This window comes from Cupriavidus sp. 05L310, from assembly GCF_056398185.1.
Window position 1 is genome coordinate 40,342 of record NZ_JBFTOX010000031.1, and the last position, 24,896, is coordinate 65,237.

The 24,896-nt window shown below is 62.5% G+C and carries 26 protein-coding genes; 3 read left to right on the forward strand and 23 right to left on the reverse strand.

Going from position 1 to position 24,896, the window contains the following annotated elements:
- Positions 1-14: 14 nt before the first annotated feature.
- From AC1DS6_RS22365 to AC1DS6_RS22455, 19 genes are all read right to left on the reverse strand, one after another.
- A complete protein-coding gene (locus AC1DS6_RS22365) occupies positions 15-1,793 on the reverse strand; it encodes a GspE/PulE family protein (protein WP_477103129.1) in 1,779 nt (592 codons plus the stop codon).
- Between the two features lie 16 nt (positions 1,794-1,809).
- Positions 1,810-2,268, reverse strand: coding sequence for a hypothetical protein (locus tag AC1DS6_RS22370; protein ID WP_477103130.1), 459 nt, complete (start codon positions 2,266-2,268; stop codon positions 1,810-1,812).
- A 15-nt stretch (positions 2,269-2,283) separates the two neighbouring features.
- Positions 2,284-3,561, reverse strand: coding sequence for a hypothetical protein (locus AC1DS6_RS22375; protein ID WP_477103131.1), 1,278 nt, complete (start codon positions 3,559-3,561; stop codon positions 2,284-2,286).
- A 13-nt stretch (positions 3,562-3,574) separates the two neighbouring features.
- Entirely contained in the window at positions 3,575-5,341 is a 1,767-nt protein-coding gene (locus AC1DS6_RS22380) for a type II secretion system protein GspD (protein WP_477103132.1), read from the reverse strand.
- 43 nt (positions 5,342-5,384) lie between these two features.
- Entirely contained in the window at positions 5,385-5,846 is a 462-nt protein-coding gene (locus AC1DS6_RS22385; protein WP_477103133.1) for a toxin co-regulated pilus biosynthesis Q family protein, read from the reverse strand.
- Between the two features lie 73 nt (positions 5,847-5,919).
- Positions 5,920-6,546 (reverse strand): hypothetical protein, encoded by a 627-nt coding sequence (locus AC1DS6_RS22390; protein WP_477103134.1) that lies wholly within the window; start codon positions 6,544-6,546, stop codon positions 5,920-5,922.
- Positions 6,543-7,811 (reverse strand): TraB/TrbI/VirB10 family type IV secretion system protein, encoded by a 1,269-nt coding sequence (locus tag AC1DS6_RS22395; RefSeq protein WP_477103135.1) that lies wholly within the window; start codon positions 7,809-7,811, stop codon positions 6,543-6,545. Before AC1DS6_RS22395 ends, AC1DS6_RS22390 begins: the two co-directional genes overlap by 4 nt.
- Positions 7,811-8,623, reverse strand: coding sequence for a TrbG/VirB9 family P-type conjugative transfer protein (locus AC1DS6_RS22400; protein ID WP_477103136.1), 813 nt, complete (start codon positions 8,621-8,623; stop codon positions 7,811-7,813). The genes AC1DS6_RS22395 and AC1DS6_RS22400 overlap by 1 nt, the downstream gene beginning before the upstream one ends.
- The gene (locus AC1DS6_RS22405; protein WP_477103137.1) at positions 8,620-9,339 is read right to left on the reverse strand and encodes a VirB8 family type IV secretion system protein; all 720 of its coding nucleotides are present in this window, start codon (positions 9,337-9,339) and stop codon (positions 8,620-8,622) included. Before AC1DS6_RS22405 ends, AC1DS6_RS22400 begins: the two co-directional genes overlap by 4 nt.
- Positions 9,340-9,484: 145 nt before the next feature.
- On the reverse strand, positions 9,485-10,810 hold the full coding sequence (locus AC1DS6_RS22410; RefSeq protein ID WP_477103138.1) for a type IV secretion system protein: 1,326 nt from the start codon (positions 10,808-10,810) through the stop codon (positions 9,485-9,487).
- Between the two features lie 16 nt (positions 10,811-10,826).
- Positions 10,827-11,564, reverse strand: a complete 738-nt coding sequence (locus AC1DS6_RS22415) for a hypothetical protein (protein WP_477103139.1) — start codon at positions 11,562-11,564, stop codon at positions 10,827-10,829.
- On the reverse strand, positions 11,561-14,035 hold the full coding sequence (locus AC1DS6_RS22420) for a VirB4 family type IV secretion system protein (RefSeq protein ID WP_477103140.1): 2,475 nt from the start codon (positions 14,033-14,035) through the stop codon (positions 11,561-11,563). Before AC1DS6_RS22420 ends, AC1DS6_RS22415 begins: the two co-directional genes overlap by 4 nt.
- Complete coding sequence (locus AC1DS6_RS22425) at positions 14,029-14,334, reverse strand: VirB3 family type IV secretion system protein (RefSeq protein ID WP_253932276.1); 306 nt, start codon at positions 14,332-14,334, stop codon at positions 14,029-14,031. Before AC1DS6_RS22425 ends, AC1DS6_RS22420 begins: the two co-directional genes overlap by 7 nt.
- Positions 14,334-14,657 carry a hypothetical protein gene (locus AC1DS6_RS22430; protein WP_253932277.1) on the reverse strand — a complete coding sequence of 108 codons (324 nt, stop codon included), beginning with the start codon at positions 14,655-14,657 and terminating at the stop codon, positions 14,334-14,336. Before AC1DS6_RS22430 ends, AC1DS6_RS22425 begins: the two co-directional genes overlap by 1 nt.
- Positions 14,629-15,627, reverse strand: a complete 999-nt coding sequence (locus AC1DS6_RS22435; RefSeq protein WP_477103141.1) for a CpaF family protein — start codon at positions 15,625-15,627, stop codon at positions 14,629-14,631. The genes AC1DS6_RS22430 and AC1DS6_RS22435 overlap by 29 nt, the downstream gene beginning before the upstream one ends.
- A gap of 63 nt (positions 15,628-15,690) precedes the next feature.
- A complete protein-coding gene (locus AC1DS6_RS22440) occupies positions 15,691-16,326 on the reverse strand; it encodes an IncC plasmid conjugative DNA transfer DtrJ family protein (protein WP_477103142.1) in 636 nt (211 codons plus the stop codon).
- An 11-nt stretch (positions 16,327-16,337) separates the two neighbouring features.
- Complete coding sequence (locus AC1DS6_RS22445; RefSeq protein WP_477103143.1) at positions 16,338-16,814, reverse strand: hypothetical protein; 477 nt, start codon at positions 16,812-16,814, stop codon at positions 16,338-16,340.
- Positions 16,815-16,849: 35 nt separating this feature from the next.
- Entirely contained in the window at positions 16,850-18,697 is a 1,848-nt protein-coding gene (gene traD, locus AC1DS6_RS22450) for a conjugative transfer system coupling protein TraD (protein WP_477103144.1), read from the reverse strand.
- Positions 18,697-19,827, reverse strand: a complete 1,131-nt coding sequence (locus tag AC1DS6_RS22455) for a TraI domain-containing protein (RefSeq protein WP_477103145.1) — start codon at positions 19,825-19,827, stop codon at positions 18,697-18,699. The genes traD and AC1DS6_RS22455 overlap by 1 nt, the downstream gene beginning before the upstream one ends.
- An 817-nt stretch (positions 19,828-20,644) precedes the next feature.
- Between AC1DS6_RS22455 and AC1DS6_RS22460 the strand changes: the two genes are divergently transcribed.
- The 3 genes from AC1DS6_RS22460 to AC1DS6_RS22470 are packed head-to-tail and all read left to right on the forward strand — an operon-like array spanning position 20,645 to position 22,871.
- Complete coding sequence (locus tag AC1DS6_RS22460; protein ID WP_477103146.1) at positions 20,645-21,718, forward strand: hypothetical protein; 1,074 nt, start codon at positions 20,645-20,647, stop codon at positions 21,716-21,718.
- Complete coding sequence (locus AC1DS6_RS22465; protein WP_477103147.1) at positions 21,718-22,335, forward strand: hypothetical protein; 618 nt, start codon at positions 21,718-21,720, stop codon at positions 22,333-22,335. Before AC1DS6_RS22460 ends, AC1DS6_RS22465 begins: the two co-directional genes overlap by 1 nt.
- A complete protein-coding gene (locus AC1DS6_RS22470) occupies positions 22,332-22,871 on the forward strand; it encodes a FlhC family transcriptional regulator (RefSeq protein WP_477103148.1) in 540 nt (179 codons plus the stop codon). Before AC1DS6_RS22465 ends, AC1DS6_RS22470 begins: the two co-directional genes overlap by 4 nt.
- On the opposite strand, the gene AC1DS6_RS22475 is transcribed toward AC1DS6_RS22470, so the two are convergent.
- The 4 genes from AC1DS6_RS22475 to AC1DS6_RS22490 form a co-directional block, all read right to left on the reverse strand.
- Complete coding sequence (locus AC1DS6_RS22475) at positions 22,865-23,404, reverse strand: AAA family ATPase (protein ID WP_477103149.1); 540 nt, start codon at positions 23,402-23,404, stop codon at positions 22,865-22,867. The genes AC1DS6_RS22470 and AC1DS6_RS22475 overlap by 7 nt on opposite strands.
- 5 nt (positions 23,405-23,409) lie before the next feature.
- On the reverse strand, positions 23,410-23,619 hold the full coding sequence (locus tag AC1DS6_RS22480; RefSeq protein ID WP_477103150.1) for a hypothetical protein: 210 nt from the start codon (positions 23,617-23,619) through the stop codon (positions 23,410-23,412).
- Positions 23,620-23,662: 43 nt separating this feature from the next.
- Complete coding sequence (locus AC1DS6_RS22485) at positions 23,663-23,926, reverse strand: hypothetical protein (RefSeq protein WP_477103151.1); 264 nt, start codon at positions 23,924-23,926, stop codon at positions 23,663-23,665.
- A 160-nt stretch (positions 23,927-24,086) separates the two neighbouring features.
- The gene (locus tag AC1DS6_RS22490; protein WP_477103152.1) at positions 24,087-24,605 is read right to left on the reverse strand and encodes a bactofilin family protein; all 519 of its coding nucleotides are present in this window, start codon (positions 24,603-24,605) and stop codon (positions 24,087-24,089) included.
- Positions 24,606-24,896 lie beyond the last annotated feature (291 nt).

The following is a 24,896-nucleotide window of genomic DNA, read 5'->3' on the forward strand; positions in this document are numbered from 1 at the left end:
CGTGATGGAACTGCCTAGGCCACGCGGCGCAGGCCCGTCTCGGAGGCGAGCTGCATTTCGTACTGCTCGAAGGTGCCGAACTTATATTCGACCTCGCGCGGATCGATCTCGCCGCGGGAGACCTTGAACATCGAGACTTCCAGCACCGTCTTGCCCGTGCTGGCCTCCTCATAGAATCGGGACCGGTTGAGCGAGCGCACGTAGGCCTTCAGCTCCAGGTTCTGCCGCTCCCGGAACATCTTGAGCATGGTCTGATCCAGCTCGATCATCTCGGCGACGACCGTTCTGCCCTTGACACCATGCAATTCCGGCAGCCCGGCCCGGCGGCAATGCGGGCAGCCCTCTGGATTGGCGAACCGCAGGACCTTCCGGTCGATACCAAACACGCGCTCGATGCGGGCAAGATACGCCTCGCTGATCCACTTGGCCTGCACATGGTCAACCTTGCACTTGGGACAGTTGATCGGCAACAGCGCCTGGTACACCAGCAGGTTCATGAAGCCAGGTGTCGCGATCACGTCGCGCGGGATGCCCAATTCATCGGACGTGAGGCGCATGGTGATGGTGTCGATGGCGCTCGGTGCGTGCACCGTCGAGAAGGCGCGGTGACCGGATTCAGCGATATCTCGGAAGAGTCCCGCGCTTTCATGGTCCCGGATTTCACCGATCAGGACCGCATCCGGGTCCATCCGCTTGAGCTGGCGCTTCACCGCCAGAAACGGGTCGTTGCCAGTATCGTTCATCGACCGGGACACGGAGAACTGGGTGGTGTCCGGGATGATGTACTCGACCGGATCCTCCACGGTGTACTTCGCCATGGTCGACGGCAACATCGTCATGATGGTCTGGGCGGTGGTCGACTTACCCGACCCGACCACACCGGCGGTGATCGTACCGCCGCCGAGGCGGCCGATGGTACGCTTCCAGGCCGCGATCTGGTCGGGCAGGTAGCCGAGCTCCTCGAGCGTGCGAATCGACTGGGCCTCGTCCTGGGTCAGCATCCGCATGACGATCTTGGTGCCCTTCGCGGACTGGTTGGAGGCCCAACGAAACAGCAGGCGGTGGTCGGCAACATCCGCCCGGATCTGGCAGGCCTGCGGCTTGTTCTCGTTGAAGGCGTTCTCCGAACCAGAACGGCTATGGATGTTGTAGAGATACGCCGACGTATCCAGCAGGTCGCCAGTCTTGATCTCGAATTCCCGCGGGCGGATCAGCTTGCCGTCGACCCGGAAGCCCACCTTGGACCGCTCCTGCAGCCGTTCAATCTCGAAGTGCAAGTCGGAGGCGTTGGTTTCGACCGCGAACCCGACGATGTTCTCAAACTGTGACCAGAGTGCGGAGTTTCTGTTGCGCGAATTCAGTCCGCTGGCCAGCGCTTTCGTCTTCGGCTTGTTCTCCATCACCCCATCGCGGCATAGCTCCACCATCACCACGGTCGACGCGATGTAGTAGATCGGCTCTGCGGCCTCGCGTTTGAAGGAAAGGGCCTTGATCAGCTCGTTGGCGATGTCCGAGTTGATCATGTTCTCGGTCAGGATCAGCGCGAAGCGGTTGGCCTCCGTCTCAACGGGGCAGATGTAATGCCGGAATGAGGCCTGAAGGTTGATCTCCTCGTACAGCTTCTTGGTGAACGGCGGCAGGTCGTCAATGTGTTCGACCGGCTTCGGGGCCGTCTGGTAGCCGCCGGCCGCCGCGCTGGCGCGGCGGCCATGACTAGCGGCCGGCGTCGCCGGCGCCAGGCTAACGGAGAGCGGCGCCTGTGGCGTCTTCCTCCCAAACAATCGATTGAGCACGGTCGGTCCTTTGGAATCACATCGTGGGAGCCCAGACGGTGTGTCCGCCCTTGCCGCGCTGCCCGACTGGGGCGAGGACCGCACCTTCTGCCGTCAGGCGCCGTACCTGGTAACCGGCAACACGCGCGCCGGTGCGGATCGGATAGATGCGGCCGTTCCAGTTGAGGCGTCCGTGATAATCCATAGTGCCGTCCGCGTTGCTCACGCCGTAGATAGCCGCCACATACGGCTTCGCTTCCACCGCAGGCGCTGCGAGAACACCTGGGCCGCCTGCCGGCGCTGCCACCGCCACACCCGGGGTGGCGATGCCGGCCACGCCCGCGCCTGGCTTGAGCAATTCGTCGTTGAGCCGCTTGATCGTGAGCTTGTTCTCCAGACGTTCAATTTCCCCCACCGTCGGGACGTCGGTTTGGGCAGTCGCCGCCTGGCAGAGCATGGCCGCGGCAAGCGCGGTGATAATTTGGGTCGTCTTCACGGTCAGGTCCTTTTCTTACTTGGTGAGAACCGCGCCCGCCACTTTGACGGTCGCGAACGATTCGGCAGTGCCAGCCTTGCCATTGCGCTCCAGGTTGAGGGACAGCGCGGTGAGGTAGGCATACTCGGGGAAGGTCTTCAGCACCGCGGCAGTGCGAAGTGGCAACTGCACGGTCCACGTCGCCTCCCGGTACAGACCTGGCACTGCATCTTCGGGAACGCCATCAGGAAGCCGGAAGGGCTTGATGTTGCCCATCTTCGGTTCCGTGCCCAGCACGGCCATCTTTTGCAGTGTCGGGATAAAGTCCTGTGTCAGTTCGGCCCGCGATCGGGCGAGCTTGAGCACGTCCCCAACCGTCTTGGTGCTAGCCAGGGGCGCCGTGATCGAAACCCGCACCGTGCGCTGGTCTGGGTCGAATGCTGCGGACTTCGCCCACTCGGCTGGGGCCGCTGCCAGGAAGCTCTCATTCGACGCCTGGGAGAAGTTGCGTTCGAGCCGGACCACACAGCCCAAGCGCGGGGTGTCCTTGGGTTCGCAATCGACCGACTTCACGCCCCAGCCGCCGACCGACACCGGCAGTCCCCTCACCCAATCCAGGTAGTCATTGATACCCGTGGCGAGGAACAGCGGCGAGGCGCTGACCACGCTGAGCGCTTGGGCATATTGTTCCGCCGGGGTCTGCGTCTTCCGCACCGCCTCTTCCGCGAGCTGCGTTGCCCGCCACTTGCTGTAGGTTTGCCAGCCGACGCCGATGCCACCGAGCAGGACGAGCAAGGCGACACCCTGGATTGGCGTGACGCGCAGTTTCGGCCGGCGCATGGCAGCGCTGGGATCCGCGAGCAGCGCCAGTTCCAGCAGGCTCAGCGTCTCGATGCCATCCAAGCGTGCATCGCCGATCAGGCTGAATGGCTCGCTGCCACAGATCTTGGTGAACTCATCGATCAGCGCCTTGACCTCCGCGGCACGCAGAAAGGCGTGATCGAAGCCCTGGCGTGGCCGCCGGTGATGAATCCCCACGGCAACATAGCCGTCCTGACCGGGAATCTCCGACACGTACATCAGATTCTGCACCCCCGTCGCGCGCAGGATCAGCTGCGCGCCGGCGTAGACCGTCGCCCGCTTCGCGGGGCGCTTGGTCTTCGCGGGCAGCAGGCCAACGTATTGCCCGGCACGGTCCGCCCACAGCATCGTGGCGCCGGCCTTGCGCGCGACCGCCTCTTCACTGCCTTGCCGCAGCAGCACTTGCCACTGCAGGCCAAAGGCCACCGACTTCCCATCAATGGTGAGTATCACGATGCCCCCGCGCTCAGATATCGGCGTCGCGGATCACCGCCGACACCAGCACGATGGTGGTGGTCCGGGTGCGGCTCTGCGTAAGCGAGCCGCCAAGGGCCAATGGCGCGCCGTCGCCCATTGTGCGGCGGTCGTACTGCGAGTTGACGCGGTCGAAGCCCGTCAGGATGAGGGTCTGCCCATTCTTGATCGGCACCTCCTGCGTCGAACCCTCCCCGTTCACATTGGGCAACTGCACGGATTGGGCGCTGCTGCCGCTGCCAGACACGAACGTCTGCAGGCTCTGCAGCACGGACTGGTCCAGCGACAAGGTCAGCATCACGCTGTCCTTGTTGGTGGCGTTGGGGAACAGCACCAGTTTCAGGCCGGTGGAGTCCTGCGCGGTCTGGATACCGGGGGTGGAGCCTCCGCCAGAGATGGAGGCCACCCCCGGCGTGGTGTTGCTCACGTAGGAGAACGTGTTGCGCACGTTGTAGCTGATCGCGTGGCGGTTGCGCGTCGACAGCGGCAGCTCGGTGGAGGTCTGGACCCGGCCGATCTCGGCCAGCGCGCGGATGATCGCCTGCGTGCCGCTGCCCGCGCCCGACATGATGTTCAGCCCCAGCGTGCCGGCATTGCTGCTCACCAGCGAAGCCGGCGAGACCGCCGACAGGCTGAAGGCAGGGATGTGCGCCAGGGCCTTGGTCAGCAAGGCATTCCAGTCCACCCCGCTCTCCCCGGTGTCGGTGGTGGTGATCTGCACCGTCTGGACGCGCAACAGGACCATACGGGACAGAATCTTGATCTGTTCCTTGATGATCGCGTCAGCACGCTCCACCGCATCCTGCGTATCGGTGATCGTGATGGTGCCGGTGGCCTGGTTGGCATTGATCGTGCCCACCCGGGTCAGCACGCTGTCGGCCGCTTCCTTGATGGACGTCAGCTCGTTCAGGCCGCTCGCCTCGCTGCGCACCGCGTTGGCGGCCTGCTGTGTCGTCAGCGCATTGCTGTTGTTGCTCTGGTAGGTCGGCCCCGACAACGCCGTCGAATAGGAGTTCGTGGCCGGGGAAACGGGCAGGTTCCAGCTCTTGGTGACCAGGCGGTAGAACTTGATCGCATTGGCCTGATCGTCGTACTTCCATTGGATCTGCAGCCGGCTCGCGATGTTGTCGAGGATCTGCGCCAACGGCGCTTCCATCCGCGGGAAGTCCAGGTCGGTAGGCGAGTCGGGCTGAACGATCCCTGCGCCGCCACCCGGTGTGGGCAGCGGCAGCGGTGCCGGCGGCAAGCCACTGCCTGCCGTCGGCGGTAGGCCCGTGGGCGACGGCAACGGCACCGGCGGGATCGGCTGGGCGCCCAGCGTACCGACCTTGGCCGCGCCCGTATCCATCGTGCCGCTCTTGGGCATGAGCGACAGCGCCGCCAGGTAGACGTCCGGCGTGATGCTGACGGTGATACCCGTGACCAGGCCGATGCGCTGCGCCGCCTCGGCGAGAGACACCCTGCCGGTGGGGAACAACACGGCCGTCTTGAAGCCGCGTTGCAACGCGCGCGGCAGACGGACGTCCCGGGCCAGCGGCACCGATTTGCCGACCAGGTAAGGACGGTTGACCTCTTGTGCCTGCTCGACGTAAGCACGATTGGCATCGATCGCGCGGTTGATCTCGGCCCGCTTGGTATCGGCCTTGTTGGCGGCGTTCTGATACTCGCCCATCGCGCGCTGAGTCAATTCCGGGGAAACGCAGCCGGCCAGGGCGGTGGCGGCAGCCGCGCACGCGGCGAGTTTGAAGGTGATATTCATTGGTTTCAATCCTTGGTGGGCAGGCTGTCCCTTGCGGCGCGGCTTACTCGGCGCGATCACACAGGGCTGTGGCCGGGATGACGCGCACCACGGCGTTGGTGTGGAAGCACGGCTGCACTGCGGCATCGCTCATGTCTGTGGCACGCAGGACCTCCCGGACGGCGGACTTGAAGTCGCCCGGGAACTGATCGCTGCCGACCAGCGGTATGTCCCGCTCGGCGCTCCAGACCAGCGACCAGCCAGCCGCGCTGGCCCAGCGGGTCAACAGCATGCGCACGTTCTGATCAGCGGGAGTCACTTGCCACCCCGATTGGGCCGGTGCTGGCACCGACGCAGAAACGGGTACGGATGCCTCGCGCTGAGCGATCCGCTCTGCGATCAGGTCCGGTTGTGCTGTGCCCTGGGGGACGCGCCCGCTTTCGCGGACGATGAAGTTGGCTGCGCCGGCTGAACTCGAGACCATCAGGCCCAGCAGCAGGGTCGCGCACGTTTGTTTGATGGCCATCTCGACCTCTCCGTTGAAGAAATTGATACCTGCTCGACGCGGGCCGGGTGGCACGCCACCCATCCACGCTGCTTCACTTCGATGCCACCGGCGACGCCGGCGACACCTCGTTCCAAAGGGAATGCACGCGCATGATGAACTCGGGGTCGCCTGCCGCACTGATCGATGTCCAACCCTTGGCCTTCGCCTCCGCGATCACCGCCCGGATCTCGTCGTCGGAGGAGCCGGGGACGGCGAGCCGCGCGTCATCCGCAGCCGCTGCGGTTGTCACTGGCGCTGCGGTAGGAGCGGTGCGATCCGCCTTTGCCTGCACTGGCGCTGGGGCGGCTGTGGGAGCGGGCGTGGGCGCCGCGACGGGAACCGCGGCTGGGACCGCGGCTGGGAGCGGGGCTTGTGTCGCGGCAATCTCGCGCGGCGTAACCAGATCCACGACATAGGCCTGGCTCGAGTTGCCCGTGCGACGGATCTCGTAGCGGCGGCCGTTTGCATACGCGATGATCTCCACCGGCATGCCGCGCACCAGCAACGCATCCTGCCGACGCACCGCGTCAGGGACGGTCAGGGCAACACCCGGATGGGCCTGGATGTACGTGTTGACCCCGTCGTTGAAGACGATGCGCACGGGCGACTCGGCGCCTTGCGCCAGCGCGCAGGTCGCCGCGCCGGCCAGGAAGAGGGAGGCAATGGCTGTCTTGATCACTTTTCTGCGCTCCATGGCGACATGAGGGTGTCCCGTGACACCACAAACAGGAACTCGGAACCGGCATCGCCGGTGAGCGTTGGCTGGATATTCAGGTTGCGCTGGAGCATGGTTCGCACCGTCTCGGACAGCGACTGCGCGAAGACGGAGCCACCCAGTTGCGTGCCGCCGGCGCCGACATTCACCGTGACGTTCTGCGAGGACTTGGACGCCAGCAACGAAGCCGCACCAACCACCAGCGAGCTGCCGAAGATCTTGAGGAAGTGGTTGTTGACGTCAGCATCCAGGCCGGACATCCCTTGCATGTCAGTGGCGGACGCGCCGGACAGTGGGATCCACGTGCCGTTGGGCAGGATCAGCCGTTGCATCGCCAGAAGCACGCGGGTCTGCCCGACCTGGACTTCGTTCCGATAGACACCCACCAGCGTCGAGCCAGCAGGAATCAGCGGAACGCGCTGCGTGACCGAGTCGTAGACGGTCGACGTCACGCGAGCGGTGACCTTGCCGGGCATGTCGCTATTCACGCCCGTGATCAGCACGCTCCGAACCACGGTCCCCTCATAGACCGCGGCCTGCCCATAGGCCGGCTGCTGCCGATTGGTCAGGTTCGGCGCGTCGTTCGCGGCTTGCTTCAGGAACGCGCTATCGCCAGACCGAACGCTCGCTGCCGGCTGCTGTTGGCCAAGTTGCGACAGCAGCCCGAGTTGGCGCTCGGCGAGGGCCTCCGCGCTGGCCGGCCCCGGTGCCGCCGCTGTCTGCACCAATTGCCCCCCGGCAGATGAGTCCGTGGCACTGGTCTTCTTCAGGGTCACCGTGGCCCCGGTCGCGATGGGCGCGGCCCAGATCTCTTCCTCGCGGCTGGGGCCACCAGCGCCGACGGCTGGGTCCGGCGTAGCGAGCGCGCGCGAGGCCGCGCTTCCGTTCCCCATCGGCGTCGGCATCGGCGCGGGCGTGCTCCTCCCCTCCGCTGCCGGCGTGCTTGCGCTCGCGTCTTCTTGCAGATCGCGCAACAGGCGCTTGCCGGCCAGTTCCGGTTCCGGCAAATCGGCTTTCGACACGGGCGCTGGCGCCGCCACGCTGCTCGGGGACTGTGGCCAGAACATCCACGTCACCACAGCCGCTGCGAGGAGAATCAGTCCGAGGATATGCAGATTGCGGCGTGCCTTGCCCTTGGTCAGCGACGGCGAAGGCTCGCTACTCGCGACGGGCCGCGGCGCCGCCTTACGCGCATCCTCGGCGAAAGGGTCTTTGAGATCCGGCGCCATCAGTTGCCCCAGCTCCACCGCGCGGTCTTGCGGATCACCCGCACTTCACGCTTGCCGAGCTTCAGCAGCAGCTTGTTGGCGACGCGATCGACCACCACGTAGTCGCCCTTCACCACGTAATTCACCAGCGACGGCTTGTCGTCTTCATAGAGGAAGACGCCAGGCTGGTCCTGAACGCTGGGCAGCCGGAGGAAGGTTTGCCGGCCGTCGTTGAACACCGTGGTTGGCTTGAAAGGGGCGTCGCCCTCCATCTCATAGCCGAACTCATAGGCCGTCGGATCTGGCACGCCACCCAGCTCCTGCGATTTGAGCCGCGCCTTATCATTTGCCACGGTCTCAACCTTGTCCCGCTCCTTGAGCGTCAGAGCAGCCTCCACCTCCGGGTAGTGGAAGGTCACCTTCTGGAAGCGCTTCGCGCCCGGTTCGCCCGAGCGCAACTCGAGCTGGTAGGTGCGCTTGTCGGTCACCACCGTGAGCGTCGTCACCAGATTCGGTCGCAGCGGCTTGATGTACAGATTGCGGGGCCCGCCACTCACGCGCCACTGAATCGAATCCCCGATGGCCGGCATCTCGACCACGCCCTCGCCTGCCTCCAGTTCCAGGTGCGTGATCATTCCGGGCGTCGTCAGCACCCGGAAGATTGCGTCGGGACTGTAGGTAAACATGACGATGCGACTTTCGTCCGGCACCTCGATCGGCAGCGCGGCGGCCGACACCTTCTCGTCGGCCGACGCAGCAGGCTGGGGCTTGGCGTGCGCCGCCGGGACACAGATGGCGGCGCCGAGAAAAATGGTCAGGAGTCGTCGCTTCATTTCGTCGCTTCATCATTGAGGTTGAAGCCGGTGATGTAGACGCCGGCGGGATCTTTGAGGATCTCTTCGCGCGTAGTCGGCTTGACCACGTTGAAGTTGATCGTCATGGCATAGCTGCGCGATTCGGGCGCGGCGCCGGGCGCCCGGCGCGTGGTGGTGCGAAACCGGATCAAGGCAGCGTCGCTGCCCAGGAAGTTGATCGAGAGGTTCTCGTACTCGCGCACCAGCCGCGGGTTGTCCCGCAGCAGCACGAGCGGGTTCTCCTTGCGACGCAGGTCACGCAGCTGGTCGCTCGCCGTGCCGATCGTCTTCGAGGCGGCGCGCGCCAGGTTCGCCTCGACCGTCGCCCCGTTGATGGCAAACACCTGTTCGACCCATAGGTTCAGCGCGTATGACAGCGCGGGCTGGTCCGGCACCCAGGCGCCCGATTGGTTGGTGTCGATCACCCGGCGCCCGGAGTCAGACTGGTGGATCACGACGGGCTCCACCGTCTTGAGCGGAAACAGGCGAATCGATGCTGCGCCGTTTGCGACTAGCGCCACCGCCTCGATGCACGCGACCAGGAACCAACGGTTGCGCTCAATGCGCGAGCCGGCGCCCATCTCATAGTGGACACGGCGCGCGGCCTCTTCGGGGGGACCGGGTGTGAAATCAGGCGGGGCCTTGCTCGCGGACCCCGCGTTCACGGATTTGCGGAATAGGTTCATGAGGCCCATTCTTGGACCAGTGGGAACTTTTTCCGCTTCGAATGCTGATGCGAATTCGCTCTGATTCGGAATTCGATAGGGCATGTGGCGCGCGACCAAAGAAGAGGCCCGCCGAAGCGGGCCGTGGTGTGCCTGGACACGCAGCGTATGCGCGCTAGGACTTGCCCCTTCGGGCAGCCATCCTGCTCGCAGCGCGCTGGCCACTGGTGCTGTTCACGGTCTTGAATGGCCGGGCCTGTCCTTGCCCTCCCTTTGCCGAGGGTCCTCTGGACCCCGATCCTCCGCCACTGCGCCCGAGCAACTTGTTCGTGAGCATCGTAGCGCCCGCGGCTGCGGTCTTTACGCCTGGGATCTTCATCGCCACATCCTTCAGGACGCCTCCTGCCTCGCCGGCAGCCTTAGCCGTGCTCTTGCGACCATCCCCAGTCACCACACCGAGATTGCCTGGGAACAGCGTCGAGACAATCTGCGGGATTTGCCCGAAGATCCGTGACGCGATCAGCGACATACCCAATATCGCGAGCGCGTCCAGCGCCACTGTGAGGCCCCCGTTCCCTGCGACCGCCGCGAAGTGCATCGTCGTGCTAAGTCCGTCAAATGGCGCCGCCAACAACTCAAGCACAAGGGCGGCAAAGAAGTTCAGAAGGAGCGCCTGAATCAGGAAACCCACCCAGCTGCTGATCCAAGGCCGCGTCCAACTGGAAGCACCGAAGGCGATGAAGATGGGGCCGACTGCCGCACCCACCGCAGCAAGGAACGGCCCCAGGAAGATCACCGCAACGATGTCTACAATCGCCCTGATCATGACGTAGGTCGCCATCAACAACAGAGCAATGGCCACAACACTCCCAAAAACTACCCCAAGCGTGGCGAAGCCAAACTTGGCGCAATAGAAGGCCGCTACCACATTTGTGAGGCCACCCATGAGTGTATTCAGCATCGATCCCACAAGCTTCAACACCGCCACCCAGGGGGACGAAGCTGCGGACGAGATTAGCTTACTGACACCCACCAGGGCGTCGACAAACTGATCGTAGTAGCCAAGGAAGAGCGCGACGACCGATGCGGGCAACACGACATCGATCACGACTGTAATGGGGGTGCCTTTCTCGGTACCCAGCGCGACGATCAGGCCCCATAGCAGGGAAATCAGTGCAAGCGTCCCGCCAACTACTTTGGCGGGCACCATGAGTTTGGCTGCGGTGCCTTTCGCCTTCGTCAACAAACTGCTCTCAAAGCCCTCAAGGACCTGCAACTTTTCGCCGATCTTTTCCATCCCGGCGAAGTAGTCTGGGGCGGAGTCACATACTCCGGAGGATGCATCGGGCTTCGCCTTGCCTGCTTTTATCGGATAGCCAATGTAAGGGCCGGTCTCGCTGCCGATATCTGCGCTGGCCTGGCCGAACGCAGGAAGCGTACCGGCCAACAGTAGGGTGAGCGCGGCGAACAGCCGCAGGAGGATGACGCTGAGCGGAGTCATTGGTGAGAGCCGTGCCCTATTTGATGCCAAGCTGCTGAAGCCGTTGGCTGATACCTGTGGCGTAGTCGATTGCGTTACGGTCGGCAGTCTGCGATTGCGCTGTATCCGCCGCCTCCTTCTTGGCAGCACTCGCCAGTTGCGCCGAGACAGCGGCTGACTGCAGCTGGTTCTGCTCGATGAGCGTGTCCAGCGCGGCGGTCGCCACCTGGATCGCCTGGGTGGCCCCGGGCACGTTGCCGATCTCGTTGGCGATCTTTAGGCGCTTCTGCTGCGCAATCTGGATACCCTGGTTGAGCGCCTCATGCTTGTTGATCAGGTTCGCGGCGTTCGCATTGCCCAACGCCGCTCGCTGCGTGATCCCATTCACAAAACTCCCGAAATTGTTGGTTTGCGACGCCCCATACAGGGCCGTCACATCGCCGATGAAATCGGTCTTCTTGCCCAGGGCCTGCAGCAGGGCATCGTCGGCACCATTCAGGCGTCCGATCTGCGCGACCATCTGTTCTGCCTGCGCCAGGTCGCTGATCCCCAGTTCGCGAAGCTGGATCATCTTGCCGGAGTTGATCACCATCTGCACCGTTCGCGCCGCGTTGGCTACCGCGATTGCCTCCTGCTTCACAGTGGACGCCGCCGTCACGGAGGTTTGGATCCAGTTGGTCGGATCGAAGACGATCCCGCCGCCGCCGGCATGGGCTTCAGTGCCGGCAATCAGGGACGCGATCAGGGTCAGGTAAACGGGACGGAGTAGATTCATGATGCGGCGGTCTCCACGAGGTAGTTGGCTTTCCAGTTGGGCTTGCCGCTTCGCTTGTGCTCATCAAAGCGGCGTTGCAGGTGCCCCTCGGATCGCAGGAATGCGAGCGATTTCGAATCCAGGGCGGTACGGATGACACGCGCAAAGCCGTTGCTCAGAATCAGGTACTCGCGCTGCGGCATCAGTGTCTTGACGATATCGACGTTCTCGTTCGTCAGGCCAAAGTACTTGATATAGGCCTCGCGATGCGCCTCCGCACTCTTGTTGGCGAGCAGGATCTTCGTCAGGATGTTGTCCGTCATCGTGGCCGAGATCTCCGAGGAGGTAATCGAGGTCGGCGACTGGATCGTCAGCCACAGGAAGGCATTCTTCTTGCGGAAGGTCTTGAGCCAGTCATCCAGGCGGGGGGCGAACGCGGGGTGATTGACCAGGAACGACGCCTCTTCCAGATAGATGAAGGTCGGTCGGCCATCGAGCGACTCATGGATCTTCCGGAAGGCATAATCGATGAACGCGCGCGCCAGCCGATCCACCGCCAGCAGATCCTTCATCTCGGTGCAGGTCCAGCTCGACAGCGAGTAGTCGTCGGTGGAAGAGTCGAACATGCCATACGGCCGCCCCTCCAGCCATTCGCCCAGCTCGGTGCCCAGATGCCGCGGAAGCTGAATGGCGAGGGTGGACAGGCGAATGTCCTGTGTCGACATGGCCAGCTTCTGGATGGCGCTGTCGATGGCATCGCGATCCTCGGCGGTGCAACGATAGCCGCCCTCCATGATCCGCTGGATGACCCATTCCCGGGCCCACAGCTGCCCATCGGGCGAGCCGTCCCGCAACACCGCCAGCGGGTTCAACCGCATCTGGCCGTGCTTCATGTCGATGTGCTGCCCACCGTGCAATTCGGTGGTGATGCGGCAGGAGTTGTCCCGGTCGAAGATGTAGACGTTGGACTGCCCAATCTCCGGATCGTAATACCGCCGGAACTGGCTGAGGCAGAGAGACACAAAGGTGGTTTTGCCGCCGCCGGTGGGCGCGATCAATACGGCATGGCCCACCTGCCCGACGTGCGGGATAAAGTGGTATCGCCCGCCATAGCCGTCGATGAACTGCGCAAGCGCCGAGACGGGCCTGCGCAGGACTTCGGAGAAATAGGGGTGCTCGCGATAGCCCTCATCCATCGTGAAGATGGGCGACGCGTCGGCCACGTTCTCCAGGCTGACCAGATGGTAGCGGGATTGCCTCGCCCACTGCCCCGGGAGCATCGCTTCCCAGGACGGTCCCAGGTTCTGCCGCTCGCGTACGGATTCGAACTCGACATCCGCCAGACGGCCGTGGACCAGCTGGCAAGCGATTGTCAAGTCATGTTCCGAATCGGCATAGACTGCGATGGAGAGATTGTGGTACGCGAAACCCAGCCCCTCGGACGACAGACGGCGCATGGCCTCCTTGCATTCGTCGTGCAGGTCCTGCTTGCCACTATCCGGCTCGGGCGTCGCGTCCGCCATCTTCTGTGCCACATAGTTGAACGGCGAGAACAGCGTCATCCGGTAGTAGTTCACCGCCCCCTTCAGCTCGGTCTTCGCCTGTTCCTTGCCGAGAAAGCGGATGATGTGGCAGATCGTCATTTCGACATCCGACCCAATCAGCGCTTCGAGCAGCAACGGCGACGTGGGGGAAGGCCATTCCTTCACCCCGATGACGCCGCAGTACCGCACGTCCCCTTCGCTCTGGAAGGCCATGACCTGCTTGCCGGTCGTGATGTAGCCGTTTGCGATCCAGCCGTCGAGCAGCACACCCTGTGGCTTCGCGGGCGGTGCCAGGCGTGTCGCCGGGTTGGCGAGATGAAACAGGGCGTTGGAGAACTCGCGGCGCTCCAGCCGCTCGAATCGCATCGTGGGAATGGTCGTGTCGAACATGCCCAGCAAGCCCTCGAACTCCCCTACCGCCTGCTGCAGCCGGTCCCGGTCCCGCAGCACTTCGGTGCTGGCCGAGACGGACCCGAGCGCGCCACGCAACAGCGCGACGGGAAGGCTCCTGCCCTCCTCGTTCATCAGCCGCGTGACGCTATCCAGATAGCCCTCCACGCCCTGGTGGCCGGTGTAGAGCAGGAAGAACCAATGCCGGAAGCGGTAGGAAATGCCCGACCGGAAGGTGTTGCCGATCAGCCGATCGAGCTGGGCTGCCGTGGTGTTGTCGAAGTCGCCTTCCGGATACGTATAGTCCTTGCGCTTGTCGACGATCCACCAGCCAGTCAATCTAGAGTCGAACTGGCCGAAAGCGCGCTGGAGTTGCGTGACGGCCTGGTCGACGAGGTCGTCATCGAGGTTGTCCGGGTCCGGCCCTTGATAGGCGTAGGCCGCCAGCAGGGAGCCGTCCTTGCACAGCAGCAATTCCGGCGTCACAAAGTCGAGCCACGGCAGGATCTCCTGCTGAGGGTGCTCGACCTCGTCCTTCTTGTACATAATCTCTAGCATCGCACCCCTCGCCCATAGCCCACCGGCCGCTGCGCCCCCTTGAAGCGGTCCCGTACGTGCGGCTGGTAATGGTCTGCCGTCTCGGCATACTTGAGATAGATGTCGATCACCTGCGGATCCTTCCGGTACGCCCAGCGCAGCACGGCGTGCATCACGATCCCCGCTGCCAACGGCAGCGGCGTGGTCGCGAGAAAGCACGCCAGCCCCACGCCCGGCCAGATCATGGCCATGGCCTTCAGGCCGATGCCGCCCGAGAGCATGGGCTTCTGCAAGGCGAGGTAGGTGACGGACTCGCGCATCAGATCGAGCAGGCCGGCGGGATCAGCCCGGTGGCGGCTACGAGCGTGTAGGCGGCGACGGCGATCACGCAGCCCAGGAAGATGTACTGGCCCAATTCCGAGAGGTGTGCCTGCTTGTTGAAGTAGCCGATCACCCACAGGAAAATCGCCAGCACCGCGATCGCGCCTACGATCTGCTTGAAATAGTTGATCAGGAAGCAGAAGGCCTGCATGCCGCCGGAGGCGGACTGTGCAGCCGCGGAGGCGGAGAAGACCGCCAGGACCGTCAGCACGACGATCTGGTGCGGCTTGAGCCTAAACTTCTTCAAGTACGTATTGACCATGTTCATCCACTCCTTTGACAAGACAGATTTGTTCCACGCGGCGCTCGATGCCGACTTCGTGGTTGGTTAGCATCCGGGCATGCTTCTTTGCGTACACCACCAGATGGATCGTCTTTGCGAGGTAGCGCCGCGTCGTCCTGGCGTCGAACTGCGCCCCCGGCGGCAAAGACTGCTGAAATAGAATTTCGATGGCATCGAGGGCTTCCTCGGCGCCATTCGCGTGCACCGTCGTGAGCGTGCCGTCATGGCCACTGTTCATCGCGCGGATCAGGTCATAGGTGTCGTCGCCGCGCGTCTCGCCCAGGATCAGGCGGTCTGGCCGGAAGCGCATCGCCAGCTTGACCAGTAGGCGGGCTGTCAGCCCGGCCTGGTGATTGGCTACCCAGGCCACATGATTCGGGACCGTGATGTTGAGTTCGCGGGCGTCTTCAATCGTGATGACGCGCTCGTGCGGCGGCACCTTGCCGAGGAAGGCATTGGCGAGCGTGGTCTTGCCCGAGGAGGTGCCGCCAGCGACCAGCAGGTTCTTGCCTTGCCGAATGAAGAGCTCGATCACCTTGTCGGCCTGCGCCTTGGTCAGCATCTCGCGGGCGACCAGCTGCTCCAGCGTCGGACGCTTGTCCGGGGGCAGGTGCTTGCGAATGGAGAAGGTCGAGCCGTCGGGCGCCGTCGGTGCAATCGCGCCGGCAAAGCGCATGCCGTCGAGCGTCGCATCCACGATGGCATCGGCCGAGGAAGCGACCGCATCCTTGCGAACCTGTTTCGCGATGGCCTGAATGGCGATGTGGATCTCGTGCTCGGCCAGCCTGATGCCGGTATCGACAACCTTGCCGGCACGCTCGACAAAGACGGCCCCACCCGGGTTGACCATGATTTCGCTGACCGCCTCGTCCGCCAGTAGTGGCAGGAGCGGCTTCAGGCTGCGGGCGATCGCGTCGGCGATGATGTTGGCTTGGATCATGGCAACCATGATCCCGCGCCGGCAGCGGAATTTTCCGGCGAAACGCGCACAGAAACTTGCCGGATTCGAGAGTTAGGCGCCCGTCTGCAGGTTGGCAGCCATGACCCAGACAGCCGCGGCCGTCGCCAGGAAGAAGCCGCCCAGCACCATCGGCGTCAGGGTCAGCGGCGTGATGGGCACGAACATGGCGAGCCCAATCGCGAGAAGGACGAAATGCATGCTCGAGTAGAAGAAGATGGGGTTGTGCTGGCCAAAGTCATAGCGCTTCTTGAGCCGTGAACCAATGCCGTCCACAAATGCGGGCAAGGCAAAACCAATGGCCGCCGTGAGGTAGAGCGGGCCGAGCGCAAGCACGCGCCAGAGCACGCGGTACACCAGCATCCAGAAGCCAGTCACCCAGTCCCGAAGCCAGCCGGTCGCGCCGGCGGAAAGCCCCGGGCCGCCCATTCGTTGCGGTTGCGTGAGGGACACGCTGCGCTTTACCCAACCCGGGGCGACAAACCAGCGCTCGAACTTGTCGTCGGCCCTGGCTGTCACCTCCCGATGCTGGCCGCCCCAATTCGACAGGAAGCGCACCTCCGCTGGTTCGACCTGGAATGACTCGGGCGCCATGACGCCCGGCAGGATCAGCAGCGCGACCAGGGGCGCGAGCAACCACCAGAACAGGATGTGCTGGTTGAACTCGCTTTTTTCGGCGAAGAGGATCATGAGTCGGCTGGCTAGTAGGTCCGGTCCCGGTACTTCCGGAGCAGCGTCTCGGCCATCACGGGGGTCAGAAATTGATTGGCGAAGCGCTCGATGGCCTCCGTTTGGCTCATCCCGTTGGGCGTCCAGACGAGCCCATCCTTCCCTTCCGCAAAGGCACTCAGGCTCTGCTGCGAGGGATCCCACTGTTCGCCATCCGTGGTCGTACAGTTCAACTGGTACATGAAGCTCCCATTCTCGATCCAGGTGAACAGGTACCAGCCCATGGCGTCCCCACCGCGCCGCTCCGCGGCGATGTACGCGGTGAGCGCGAGCCGCACGGTGTCCCGTACCAGGAAGCGATAGCTCACCTTGCCATCGCCTACGTACTGCAGAAAGCGAACGGTCAGGTCCTTGAGCAGGGGATGCGCGAACCAAACCTTACGGGCAGCGGGCTGAACGCCGATATCGGTGGCAAGCCGGTTCAGCGGCGTGTATTCGTACTTTTTCATTGTTGTTGTTCTGTCTTCGTCTATGTCTTCGGTCGCTATTGTGCGATCAGGGGAAGGCGGCCTTTGTACAGCGTGCTGCCACCGAGAAATGCAAAGTAATGGAGACCCGGCAGTCTGGTCAACAGGTCCGGCGAGACAAAGGGAGCCTCCGTCTCCTCCATGGACCGCCCGGTGCTGCCCCGGAACTCCGTGAATGCCGTGGAGCTCTCGGACGTGTTGGAGTACGACGTGCTCTGCTTGCGTGCGGTGGTCTGCCCAAAACTTTCCGAGATCCACTTCGCCGTCTCGTAGTCCTTGACGCGCAGGCAGATGACGTTGTTGAGGTTGCCCAGCATCTGGCGCGCTTTCTCCTTTGAGCCCAGCCGCACGATGAAGTCCGCCTCGGTCTGTGTCGCCATAAACGCCTTGAAGCCAGCCCCGCCCGCCTTGTTCAGGATCTGAATCGCCTGGTCATTGGTCAGCTCCGCCGACTCGTCCGCCATGATGTAGACGTTGGTCTTGCCGGTGGTGTTATAGATGGCGCCGGCGACCGACGCCAGATCGGCGAAGAACACACTGCCGATTGCCGAGCCAATGATCTTGTCCGGTAGGGAATTAAGCGCGATGTAGACGACAGCCCGCTCGTTGATCATCTTGGCCGTATCGTAGATTGGCCGCGTATCGTTGATGTCCTCCGGGTCTGGCGAGAGCATCGCGCCTAGCTCGCCCGAGCCGAGCATTTCCAGGATTGGCTCCAGCACCTGGATCATCTTCGAATAGTGCTCTTTGGAGTGTCGCACCATGGCAACCAGGCCATCGATGCACTCGTCAGCATTCCCGGTTTCGAGCGTGTACTTCTGGATCATCAGTTCCAGACGGCTGGCTGGCTTTCCCCCTGCCATGCTCATGAGATCCCGGTCCCACGAGGGTCCCTCGGCGGCGAAGAACCGTTGCGTCAGAAGCTGCTCCAGAAGCGGCTCGACGCCCATCTGGATGTAACGCTTTACCTTCTTGATATTGGGCCGCACGCCGCACGCCACCATGCCAGACATGACACGGTACAGGGACTTCCAGGCGAAGGACCGGAACGACTCGTCCGCGTCAATGAGGTTGGTGAGGCGCGTTGCGGCCTCGCTGATATTGCCCCAATTGGCCAGCGGATTGATCCGAATGCACTTTGACGGATGCGCCGGGTGAAAGTACAGAAACTTGCGCCCTGCCCGCTTGCACTCCGATCGCAGGCGTCGTTCCCACTCCTGGTCACCTTTCGGGTCCAGCACGAACAGCGTGCTATCTGGCAAGTCGATGATCTGCGTCGAGATCAGCTCATAGAGCCGGGTCTTTCCTGCACGCGTAGTCCCCACGATGAGCGTGTGCCCCGTCAGGGAATCCAGCGGCAGCCGCACCGGGATTTCCGTGGGTTCCATGCCGTGGATCCACGGCACCCCGATCGCGTCTTCCTTCAGCAGGACGGAATTCGCCGGGGTGATATGGCGCACGACGCTGTCCGGCAGCCACCGTGGCAACGTGCCAAGCTCTTCCGGGTTCCGGCTGAGAATCTCGCGGGCGATCTCGGAATGACGTTGCTTCCACAGGAAGCCGCTCCCCAGCCAGAGTGCACCCTGGTCGCGGCGCTCCAGATCCCGTGGCACCCGCTCCCTGCGCGAACGCATCAGCACCTCCTCCGCAGGAAGTGTCTCGGCACGCAGCACCGACAGCGAAATGCGAAAGCGATACAACTCGAGCGCCTGGTGTACGCGCAGCGCACCGAGCGACAGGGCGAATGGCGCCCCCACCCACCATAGCGGTGGTTGCGACGCCGACAGGAACAGCGCGGAGCCCGCCCACACGCCGGCCGTCGCCACATCGTAGTTCGGGCGGAACATGTCGCGATACGTGCGCATCAGGCCGCCTCCCCGCCAAACAGGAAGGTACCGACCGCCGGAATTAGAACCAAGTGGGTCGCGGTCTGATCTCTGACCAATCCTTCGTCCACCAGCAGCTTGGTAGCCGTCGCCGGCGCCATCCCGTACCGCACAAGCGCCTTCTTGGGGAAGCGGAAGCCTTCCTCATCGGTAGAGCAGTCTGCGCGAATTCGCGCCACGTCCTTGTCCACCCGGATGGCCTTTAGCAAGTCGGAGACTAACGGGCTCAATAGCGGCATGCCGTCCCCTCCGCCCTGCTTGGGGCTTTGTGCAGCCGGTGTCGGTGCGCCTCCGGGTGCTGGCGCGGTCGCAACCAACTGGGCAGGTGGTGCCTGTCCGGGCGATGGCGCCGGCGCAACCGTCGCCTCAGGCAGCGCGAGAAGGTCGCGCAAGGCAAGCCGCGGCGCGCCCAATTCGTCGATGCGCCTTGCTCTCTCCTTTCCGTCGATCTCGAAGGCCTTGTCCTGGGCGACCCGCACCACCCGGCACAGGGGTGCCTCCACCGCGATGGCGCCCCGCACGGGCAGAATCGCATCGGCAAGTGCCCCAATCACGGACTCCTCGAAATCGCCCCAACCGCCCGGCGCAAAGAAGCGTCCGGCCAGTAACGCGGCGACCATGCGGGAAGGCGCTCTCGGCGTCGGATTCCAATTGACAACATAGTCCTGCACGCCGGCATCCACCAGCGCCTGCGTCAGCGACACCTCACTCAATGGCGACCAACGCCGCCCGGCTACTGTCACGATCGCAACAGCCTCCAGGATCGCGGGCACGGAAGCAAGCGCAGCCGCAAAGCCACTATAGCGATACTGCGGGTCAAGCACGCGGCGCGTCTCGGCCGTGTGATTGGGCGCAAAGATGGTGCTGTCCGCGAGGCGAAATGCCATCAGCCCGCTGACCACACCGAATCGTAGTGCGCCGCCCTGCTCGCAGTAAGCATCCCGCGCCAGGGGAAGGGCCTGGACGCATGCGGCGAGACGATCCACCAGCGGCTGTATGTGGCGGTCGAACTGAGCACGGTTGAATCCCGACGCGGATCGCAGAGTTTCGATCAGATCGGCATCCAGGGAAGCCAGCAGCGCTGCTGGCGGTATCGTCGATAGTTCCATATAGACCAATCCTGCAGGACTTCTACGGCGTTTCATTTTCGATTGGGCACCGAAAACGACCGCGACTTGTCAATGCACGTCCACGTGATGAGAAAACGACACGATATTCGGCGAATTTATGCCAACAAATTCGCCGCTGACATTCAGCTCACGCGAATACGATATCGAGGTCTGAATTGCCCGCGCGGGCAAACTTTCATCACGCCAACACGTTGATTTGCAAAGCTTTTCAAAACGTCACTGGCCAATCTTTGGGCACTTAATGGCCGGATAAGCTTCATATATTCGTGGGTTTCCCAAATCAAAGTCTGGCTCTCTTATTTTTCTATTTTTCATTAGTATCCCTACATGAGTGGGGGGGGGGCAACAAATTCCCTTCGGAATTAGCTAGCATTCAACGGCACCATCTCTTTTATCAAATTATCCGTAAGGGATCATCACCAATTTAGCCGCACTAACAAAGGAGGCTCGCCATGCCGTTCGAATTGGGTACCAAGTGCTCATGTCTGGTGGACAGTCAGCTACCCCACGACATCAGGCTCCGCGCGCACGCACTATCCGTTGAGATTCGCAACTCGAGGATGCGCTTATCCAGAGACCTTGTTGCTACGTGCGTCCTGCTGCATCAGTTGAAGGAGATCATGGGCGTCGACTTCGACGAATACGCCTGTCAATCCCTTGGCTTTGCGCGCCGCTCTCTGTGGAGATACCTAAAGGTTGGCGCTGGCTGTGTTGAAGCCATCAAGGCGGGCGGTCTTGAGTAGTAACCCGCGCGACCCTGAGGCCGAGGGTCATCGCGCAAATTGTTGGAGCTTTCATGCTATACGACCCAAACAAAAGGTTTGAGCTACCCGTTGATCTCGATCTTTCGGACGAGGTGAGGATCCAGGTCTACTCGCTTTCCGCAGAGATCTACGCCACAAAGAAGCGATTGGCCAGGGATGTGGTGGCAATGTGCATCTCGTTGCATCAGTTGAAGGGGATCATGGGCGATGCGTTCGAGGAGTACTCCTGTCAGTCCCTCGGGTTCGCGCGTGGCTCTCTGTGGAGATACTTGAAGGTGGGTTCCAGTTGTATGGCCGCCACAAAAGGAATGAACGATCCGAGCGAGTTGATCAATGCCACCACGATGAGAGCATTCCAACTACTCGACGGTGCGAGTGAGGAACTCCTCAGCGCGGTTCGGGAGCGCGCGTTGCGCGGCGAGCCCATCAACGAGCCGTTGGTAAAGGACCTGATGAAAACCACCGAGCGCCTGGAGCAGGACCTGGCCAACGCGGAGGATGACATCCGGAGAAAAGACGCCGAAATCCAGGCCAAGGATGCCGAGATCGAGGCGCACGGTCAGCAACGCGCCGATATTGAACGCGAGATGAAGGGCACCATCGAGAAACTCGAGAGCAAGATCACTGCCATCCAGTACGAGGAAATGCAAACTGCGAACATCGCCACGGAACGCCAGCGCCTTGCCGACATGCTAGCGGAGGATGTCGTCCGATTGGAGGCCAAGATCCGTAGTCTGCAAGCCGAAGCGGAGCACGCCAAGGTGATCGAGAGGGTTGTCGAGAGAAGCCCCGACGATCAACGTATTGCAGCGGATGAACTCCAACGCATCAATCAGCAAATTTCCGATGCCAAGCAGCGACTCAATGATACTGAGTCAACGCTAAGGCAAATGGCCGAGGACTTGGCGCGCGCACGAGCCGATGACGAGACTGTCCGAAACCTGCGATCTGACTTTCAGGCATTCTTTGGGAAGCTATCCACAACATTACTCTTGAAGACATCACAACTCAGCGTGGACTCCAGGGAAGCCCTTTCCGAGATGGCTGAAGCCTTGTCGACCGTCCTCCCGACACTCCAGCGATACGGCAATAAGGAGGCAGCGTAGTGGACCCCACGCCGGCTGGCTTCGTAAATGACGCGCTGTCTCGGCTTGTTCGCACGGAGATTCAGAGCGCCAACAGGGCCTTGATTAGAACACTGGTGACTGCCGCCTATGCCGGAGATGGCTTTGCATCGGAGTTCGTGGGGACGCCTCGGGAAACGCTCACGCTCTTCGCCAAAGCGACACCAACTCAGCTGAACACCATCTACAAGTTGGGCTTCCCCGTGTGGGACGTTGAACTGTCGACCGCCGACTTGGCAAAGGAGCTGAAAGGCGAGGGTACGATTACACGGGGACCAAACGCTCTCCCCCAGCATGCGCTTTCCCAGTTAGTTCGAGCGGAAATTCAGGAAACCAACAAGGCGTTGATTAGGGCATTGGTTGCCGCAGCGACCGACGGAGACACCCTGCTGCAAGCGATCACTGGGGTATCAAAACAAATGCTCGATCTCTTTGCAGGCGCCAGGCAGAGCCAGCTGGTGCCCCTCATAGGAACGTGCCGCCCCCTCTGGGCATTTCGATTTTCCGCCCCCGACCTGGCGAAGGCGCTACTCGACGGCGAGATCGGAACGACTGCGGTGACACACCGTTTTCTTGCCGGGTTAGGAGGGAGAAATTGAAAGAGACACCGATAAGCCGCATCAAGATTCGTCAGGCTAGATTGCTGTGCAAGATGGGCGCGAGGGCAGTCACGATCACATCGGCCACGGGGATCCGGCTCGCCGACGCCCGCGCCATCTATAAGGAGATTAAGGGTTTCGCCTCCCCTTCTGGGCAGACCCCTCACTCGCTGGAATGGTACATGGAGCGACCCGCTCGACAGTTGCAAGCGAGTGTGCTCCTAAAGCTCTACGCCCTTGGGATCAAACACGGCTACGCAGCGCAACAAGCATTCATTGGGGCGTACGAAGCCTATTGGAATCTCTACGGTGAGTCGGGGGGCGGAGACGGCCTCCGCGCAGAGTGTCTGATTGACCCGGAACGCGCTCACTACCTAGTGAAGCGATCAGGCGATTTCGGCACACTCAGTGCTCCAGGCGTCGGCGAGGCAATTGCCGTGCAACCATGTCGCTCCTGCGGACTGGATATCCTTGCTCCGGCACACGATACTTCGTTCGAATGCCCATGTTGCGCGTCCCCGGCGTGCGTCTATTGAGTGCCATCGGCGTGCCTGCGCATTAGCTGCCGAACAGCTTCTCGGCACGCCTCGATGCCAGCGCTGTTGTCGATTCGTTCGACCCGCGGACCACCGCATTCGATGACGCTCGCCAGTTGGAGGTCACGCGCGGAAGTGCCTCCCGCGAGCCAGGCGCGCGCCGATTGTCCAGCCCGCATTCTTAGCCGCTCGATACGCAACTGCTCCGGGACTGACACGCAGACGATTCGCCAATTCTCGTCCAGCAATGGCAGATGCGAGGGGCTGGACGGTAGGCCATCCAGGACAACGCGAGGCCGTGTTTGCGCCAAGGCAATCACTGCGGCTGCCACGCTGTCTGGCAGTGGCCGGCCGGCATCTGCGTGGCGCAGCATGACCATCACCCGGACCGGAATATCGCTCGGCGACATGCCCTTCTGTGCCAGCCGCCGCAGCGCCCCAATGCTGATGTGCCAGTACCCATCGTCCGCAAGCATCCTGCCTATCGTGCTCTTGCCCGCTCCGTGCGGGCCAATCAAACAAAGTCGTTGCATCCGGCTCACGCGATACTAAAGGTCTTGGCATGGACGTTCCCGCGCAGCTTCGTGACCGTGGCTGTGATGGCGTCAATGGTTGATAGAACCCCTTCCTCCTGCAGAAGTGCAAAGACTAGGGGGTCGGTCCGCCTCAATGCAGTGAGGGTGGTGCGCGCATCCCGCATGTTGTCGATCGCATCCCCGATGTACTCGAGAGTGATGATTGGGTTCACGGCCCTCTCCTCGCTAGGTTGCCTGTTCCGCCAGGTCTCTTGACTACAGTCTTTTGCTGTCCTGTGGGCTAGTGAGCGCCACTCGACGTTTCTCCAGGCATTGGCATACCGAGAAGACGAGCAATGCTCCGAGTCCTACATCAGACGCGATCACGCCGACGCGACCCAACAGGCGAACGTTGAAGATTGACGCTCTACCGAGGGCATACTGACCGATAGCAACTTCGCCCGCAATCCAGCTTGCCAACAACACGACACAGGCAACGAGGCACATGAGAAACGCCCGCTTCTTTAGACTTGGCATCATGATTTCTCCTCATTTTTTGCTCACGTGTTCGAGCATCAGCGCCCAGAGCGCTGGCCAATCCACCCCTTCGCGACTGGCCCAGAGGACAAGCAGTAGGGCCGCTAACCGGCCCAGTGCCCAGCGCCGGCGCATTGCGGGAGGCAGATCCCCGAACATGCGATCAGGAGGCCTGGGCGAGGTTGCCCTGCAGCACGCCACTAGATTCCATGTCGCCATAGCGAATATGCTCGGCGACCAGTGTTCCGCCATTGCGTAACGACACGGTTGCGACTTCCTTGGCGTCGATCCTTCCCCAATTGACAAGCAACTCTGCCGCGGTCACCGTCGACACCTTGATCGTACCCAGGTTAAACAATCGCTTGACAGAGACCTCGGCACCAATCTCTGCGCCTTCCGCAACGATGAGAGAGCCGTTGGGAATCTCGATGCGACCGGTCGGCAGATTGCCGGCAATGAAGAGTCCACCCTCCAGAATCTCAATGGTGCCCTCTATCGCGCAAGATGCCTGCAGGACATGACGAACGTCTTGGGCCGCGTGGTCGATCACCAGTTCCTTCCCATCTATCCGATACCCTGGTAGCTCTTCGTCGTTTGCGATTCGGGTCTCCGGCGAGGCGGCTGGTACTAGCGGTGCCGCAGACGCGGGCGTCAACGGCTGCAGGGGGCTCACGTTGTTCATTCTTTTAGCTCGGCTGAGATGTCGATGGCGGTACTTGCGGGCGCGCAACTTCAGTGGCGGCGCTAGCGGCCGTTTCGTGCGGAGTTGCCCGTGCTGCATCGGCTGCCTTCTGCGGCGTCGCTTTGGACGGGCCTACAGGTGTCCCCTTTAGCGTCACCTTCACGCCTGCCAGATCCTCACCGGAAGGTGTTGTCTGCATCGCGCGCCCCTTGGCACCGTTCTGTAGCGGCGCCGGCAGTGGCAACGGCACAGCGGCTGCAGCGTTGGCTGCGGGTGGCAGGTTTACTTGTG

Bases quoted from the DNA above. Each gene is read 5' to 3' on its own strand.
- AC1DS6_RS22380 (WP_477103132.1), bottom strand. From the start codon at position 5,341: ATGAATATCACCTTCAAACTCGCCGCGTGCGCGGCTGCCGCCACCGCC.
- AC1DS6_RS22385 (WP_477103133.1), bottom strand. From the start codon at position 5,846: ATGGCCATCAAACAAACGTGCGCGACCCTGCTGCTGGGCCTGATGGTC.
- AC1DS6_RS22395 (WP_477103135.1), bottom strand. From the start codon at position 7,811: ATGGCGCCGGATCTCAAAGACCCTTTCGCCGAGGATGCGCGTAAGGCG.
- AC1DS6_RS22400 (WP_477103136.1), bottom strand. From the start codon at position 8,623: ATGAAGCGACGACTCCTGACCATTTTTCTCGGCGCCGCCATCTGTGTC.
- AC1DS6_RS22405 (WP_477103137.1), bottom strand. From the start codon at position 9,339: ATGGGCCTCATGAACCTATTCCGCAAATCCGTGAACGCGGGGTCCGCG.
- AC1DS6_RS22410 (WP_477103138.1), bottom strand. From the start codon at position 10,810: ATGACTCCGCTCAGCGTCATCCTCCTGCGGCTGTTCGCCGCGCTCACC.
- AC1DS6_RS22415 (WP_477103139.1), bottom strand. From the start codon at position 11,564: ATGAATCTACTCCGTCCCGTTTACCTGACCCTGATCGCGTCCCTGATT.
- AC1DS6_RS22420 (WP_477103140.1), bottom strand. From the start codon at position 14,035: ATGCTAGAGATTATGTACAAGAAGGACGAGGTCGAGCACCCTCAGCAG.
- AC1DS6_RS22425 (WP_253932276.1), bottom strand. From the start codon at position 14,334: ATGCGCGAGTCCGTCACCTACCTCGCCTTGCAGAAGCCCATGCTCTCG.
- AC1DS6_RS22430 (WP_253932277.1), bottom strand. From the start codon at position 14,657: ATGGTCAATACGTACTTGAAGAAGTTTAGGCTCAAGCCGCACCAGATC.
- AC1DS6_RS22435 (WP_477103141.1), bottom strand. From the start codon at position 15,627: ATGGTTGCCATGATCCAAGCCAACATCATCGCCGACGCGATCGCCCGC.
- AC1DS6_RS22440 (WP_477103142.1), bottom strand. From the start codon at position 16,326: ATGATCCTCTTCGCCGAAAAAAGCGAGTTCAACCAGCACATCCTGTTC.
- AC1DS6_RS22445 (WP_477103143.1), bottom strand. From the start codon at position 16,814: ATGAAAAAGTACGAATACACGCCGCTGAACCGGCTTGCCACCGATATC.
- traD (WP_477103144.1), bottom strand. From the start codon at position 18,697: ATGCGCACGTATCGCGACATGTTCCGCCCGAACTACGATGTGGCGACG.
- AC1DS6_RS22455 (WP_477103145.1), bottom strand. From the start codon at position 19,827: ATGGAACTATCGACGATACCGCCAGCAGCGCTGCTGGCTTCCCTGGAT.
- AC1DS6_RS22460 (WP_477103146.1), top strand. From the start codon at position 20,645: ATGCTATACGACCCAAACAAAAGGTTTGAGCTACCCGTTGATCTCGAT.
- AC1DS6_RS22475 (WP_477103149.1), bottom strand. From the start codon at position 23,404: ATGCAACGACTTTGTTTGATTGGCCCGCACGGAGCGGGCAAGAGCACG.
- AC1DS6_RS22485 (WP_477103151.1), bottom strand. From the start codon at position 23,926: ATGATGCCAAGTCTAAAGAAGCGGGCGTTTCTCATGTGCCTCGTTGCC.
- AC1DS6_RS22490 (WP_477103152.1), bottom strand. From the start codon at position 24,605: ATGAACAACGTGAGCCCCCTGCAGCCGTTGACGCCCGCGTCTGCGGCA.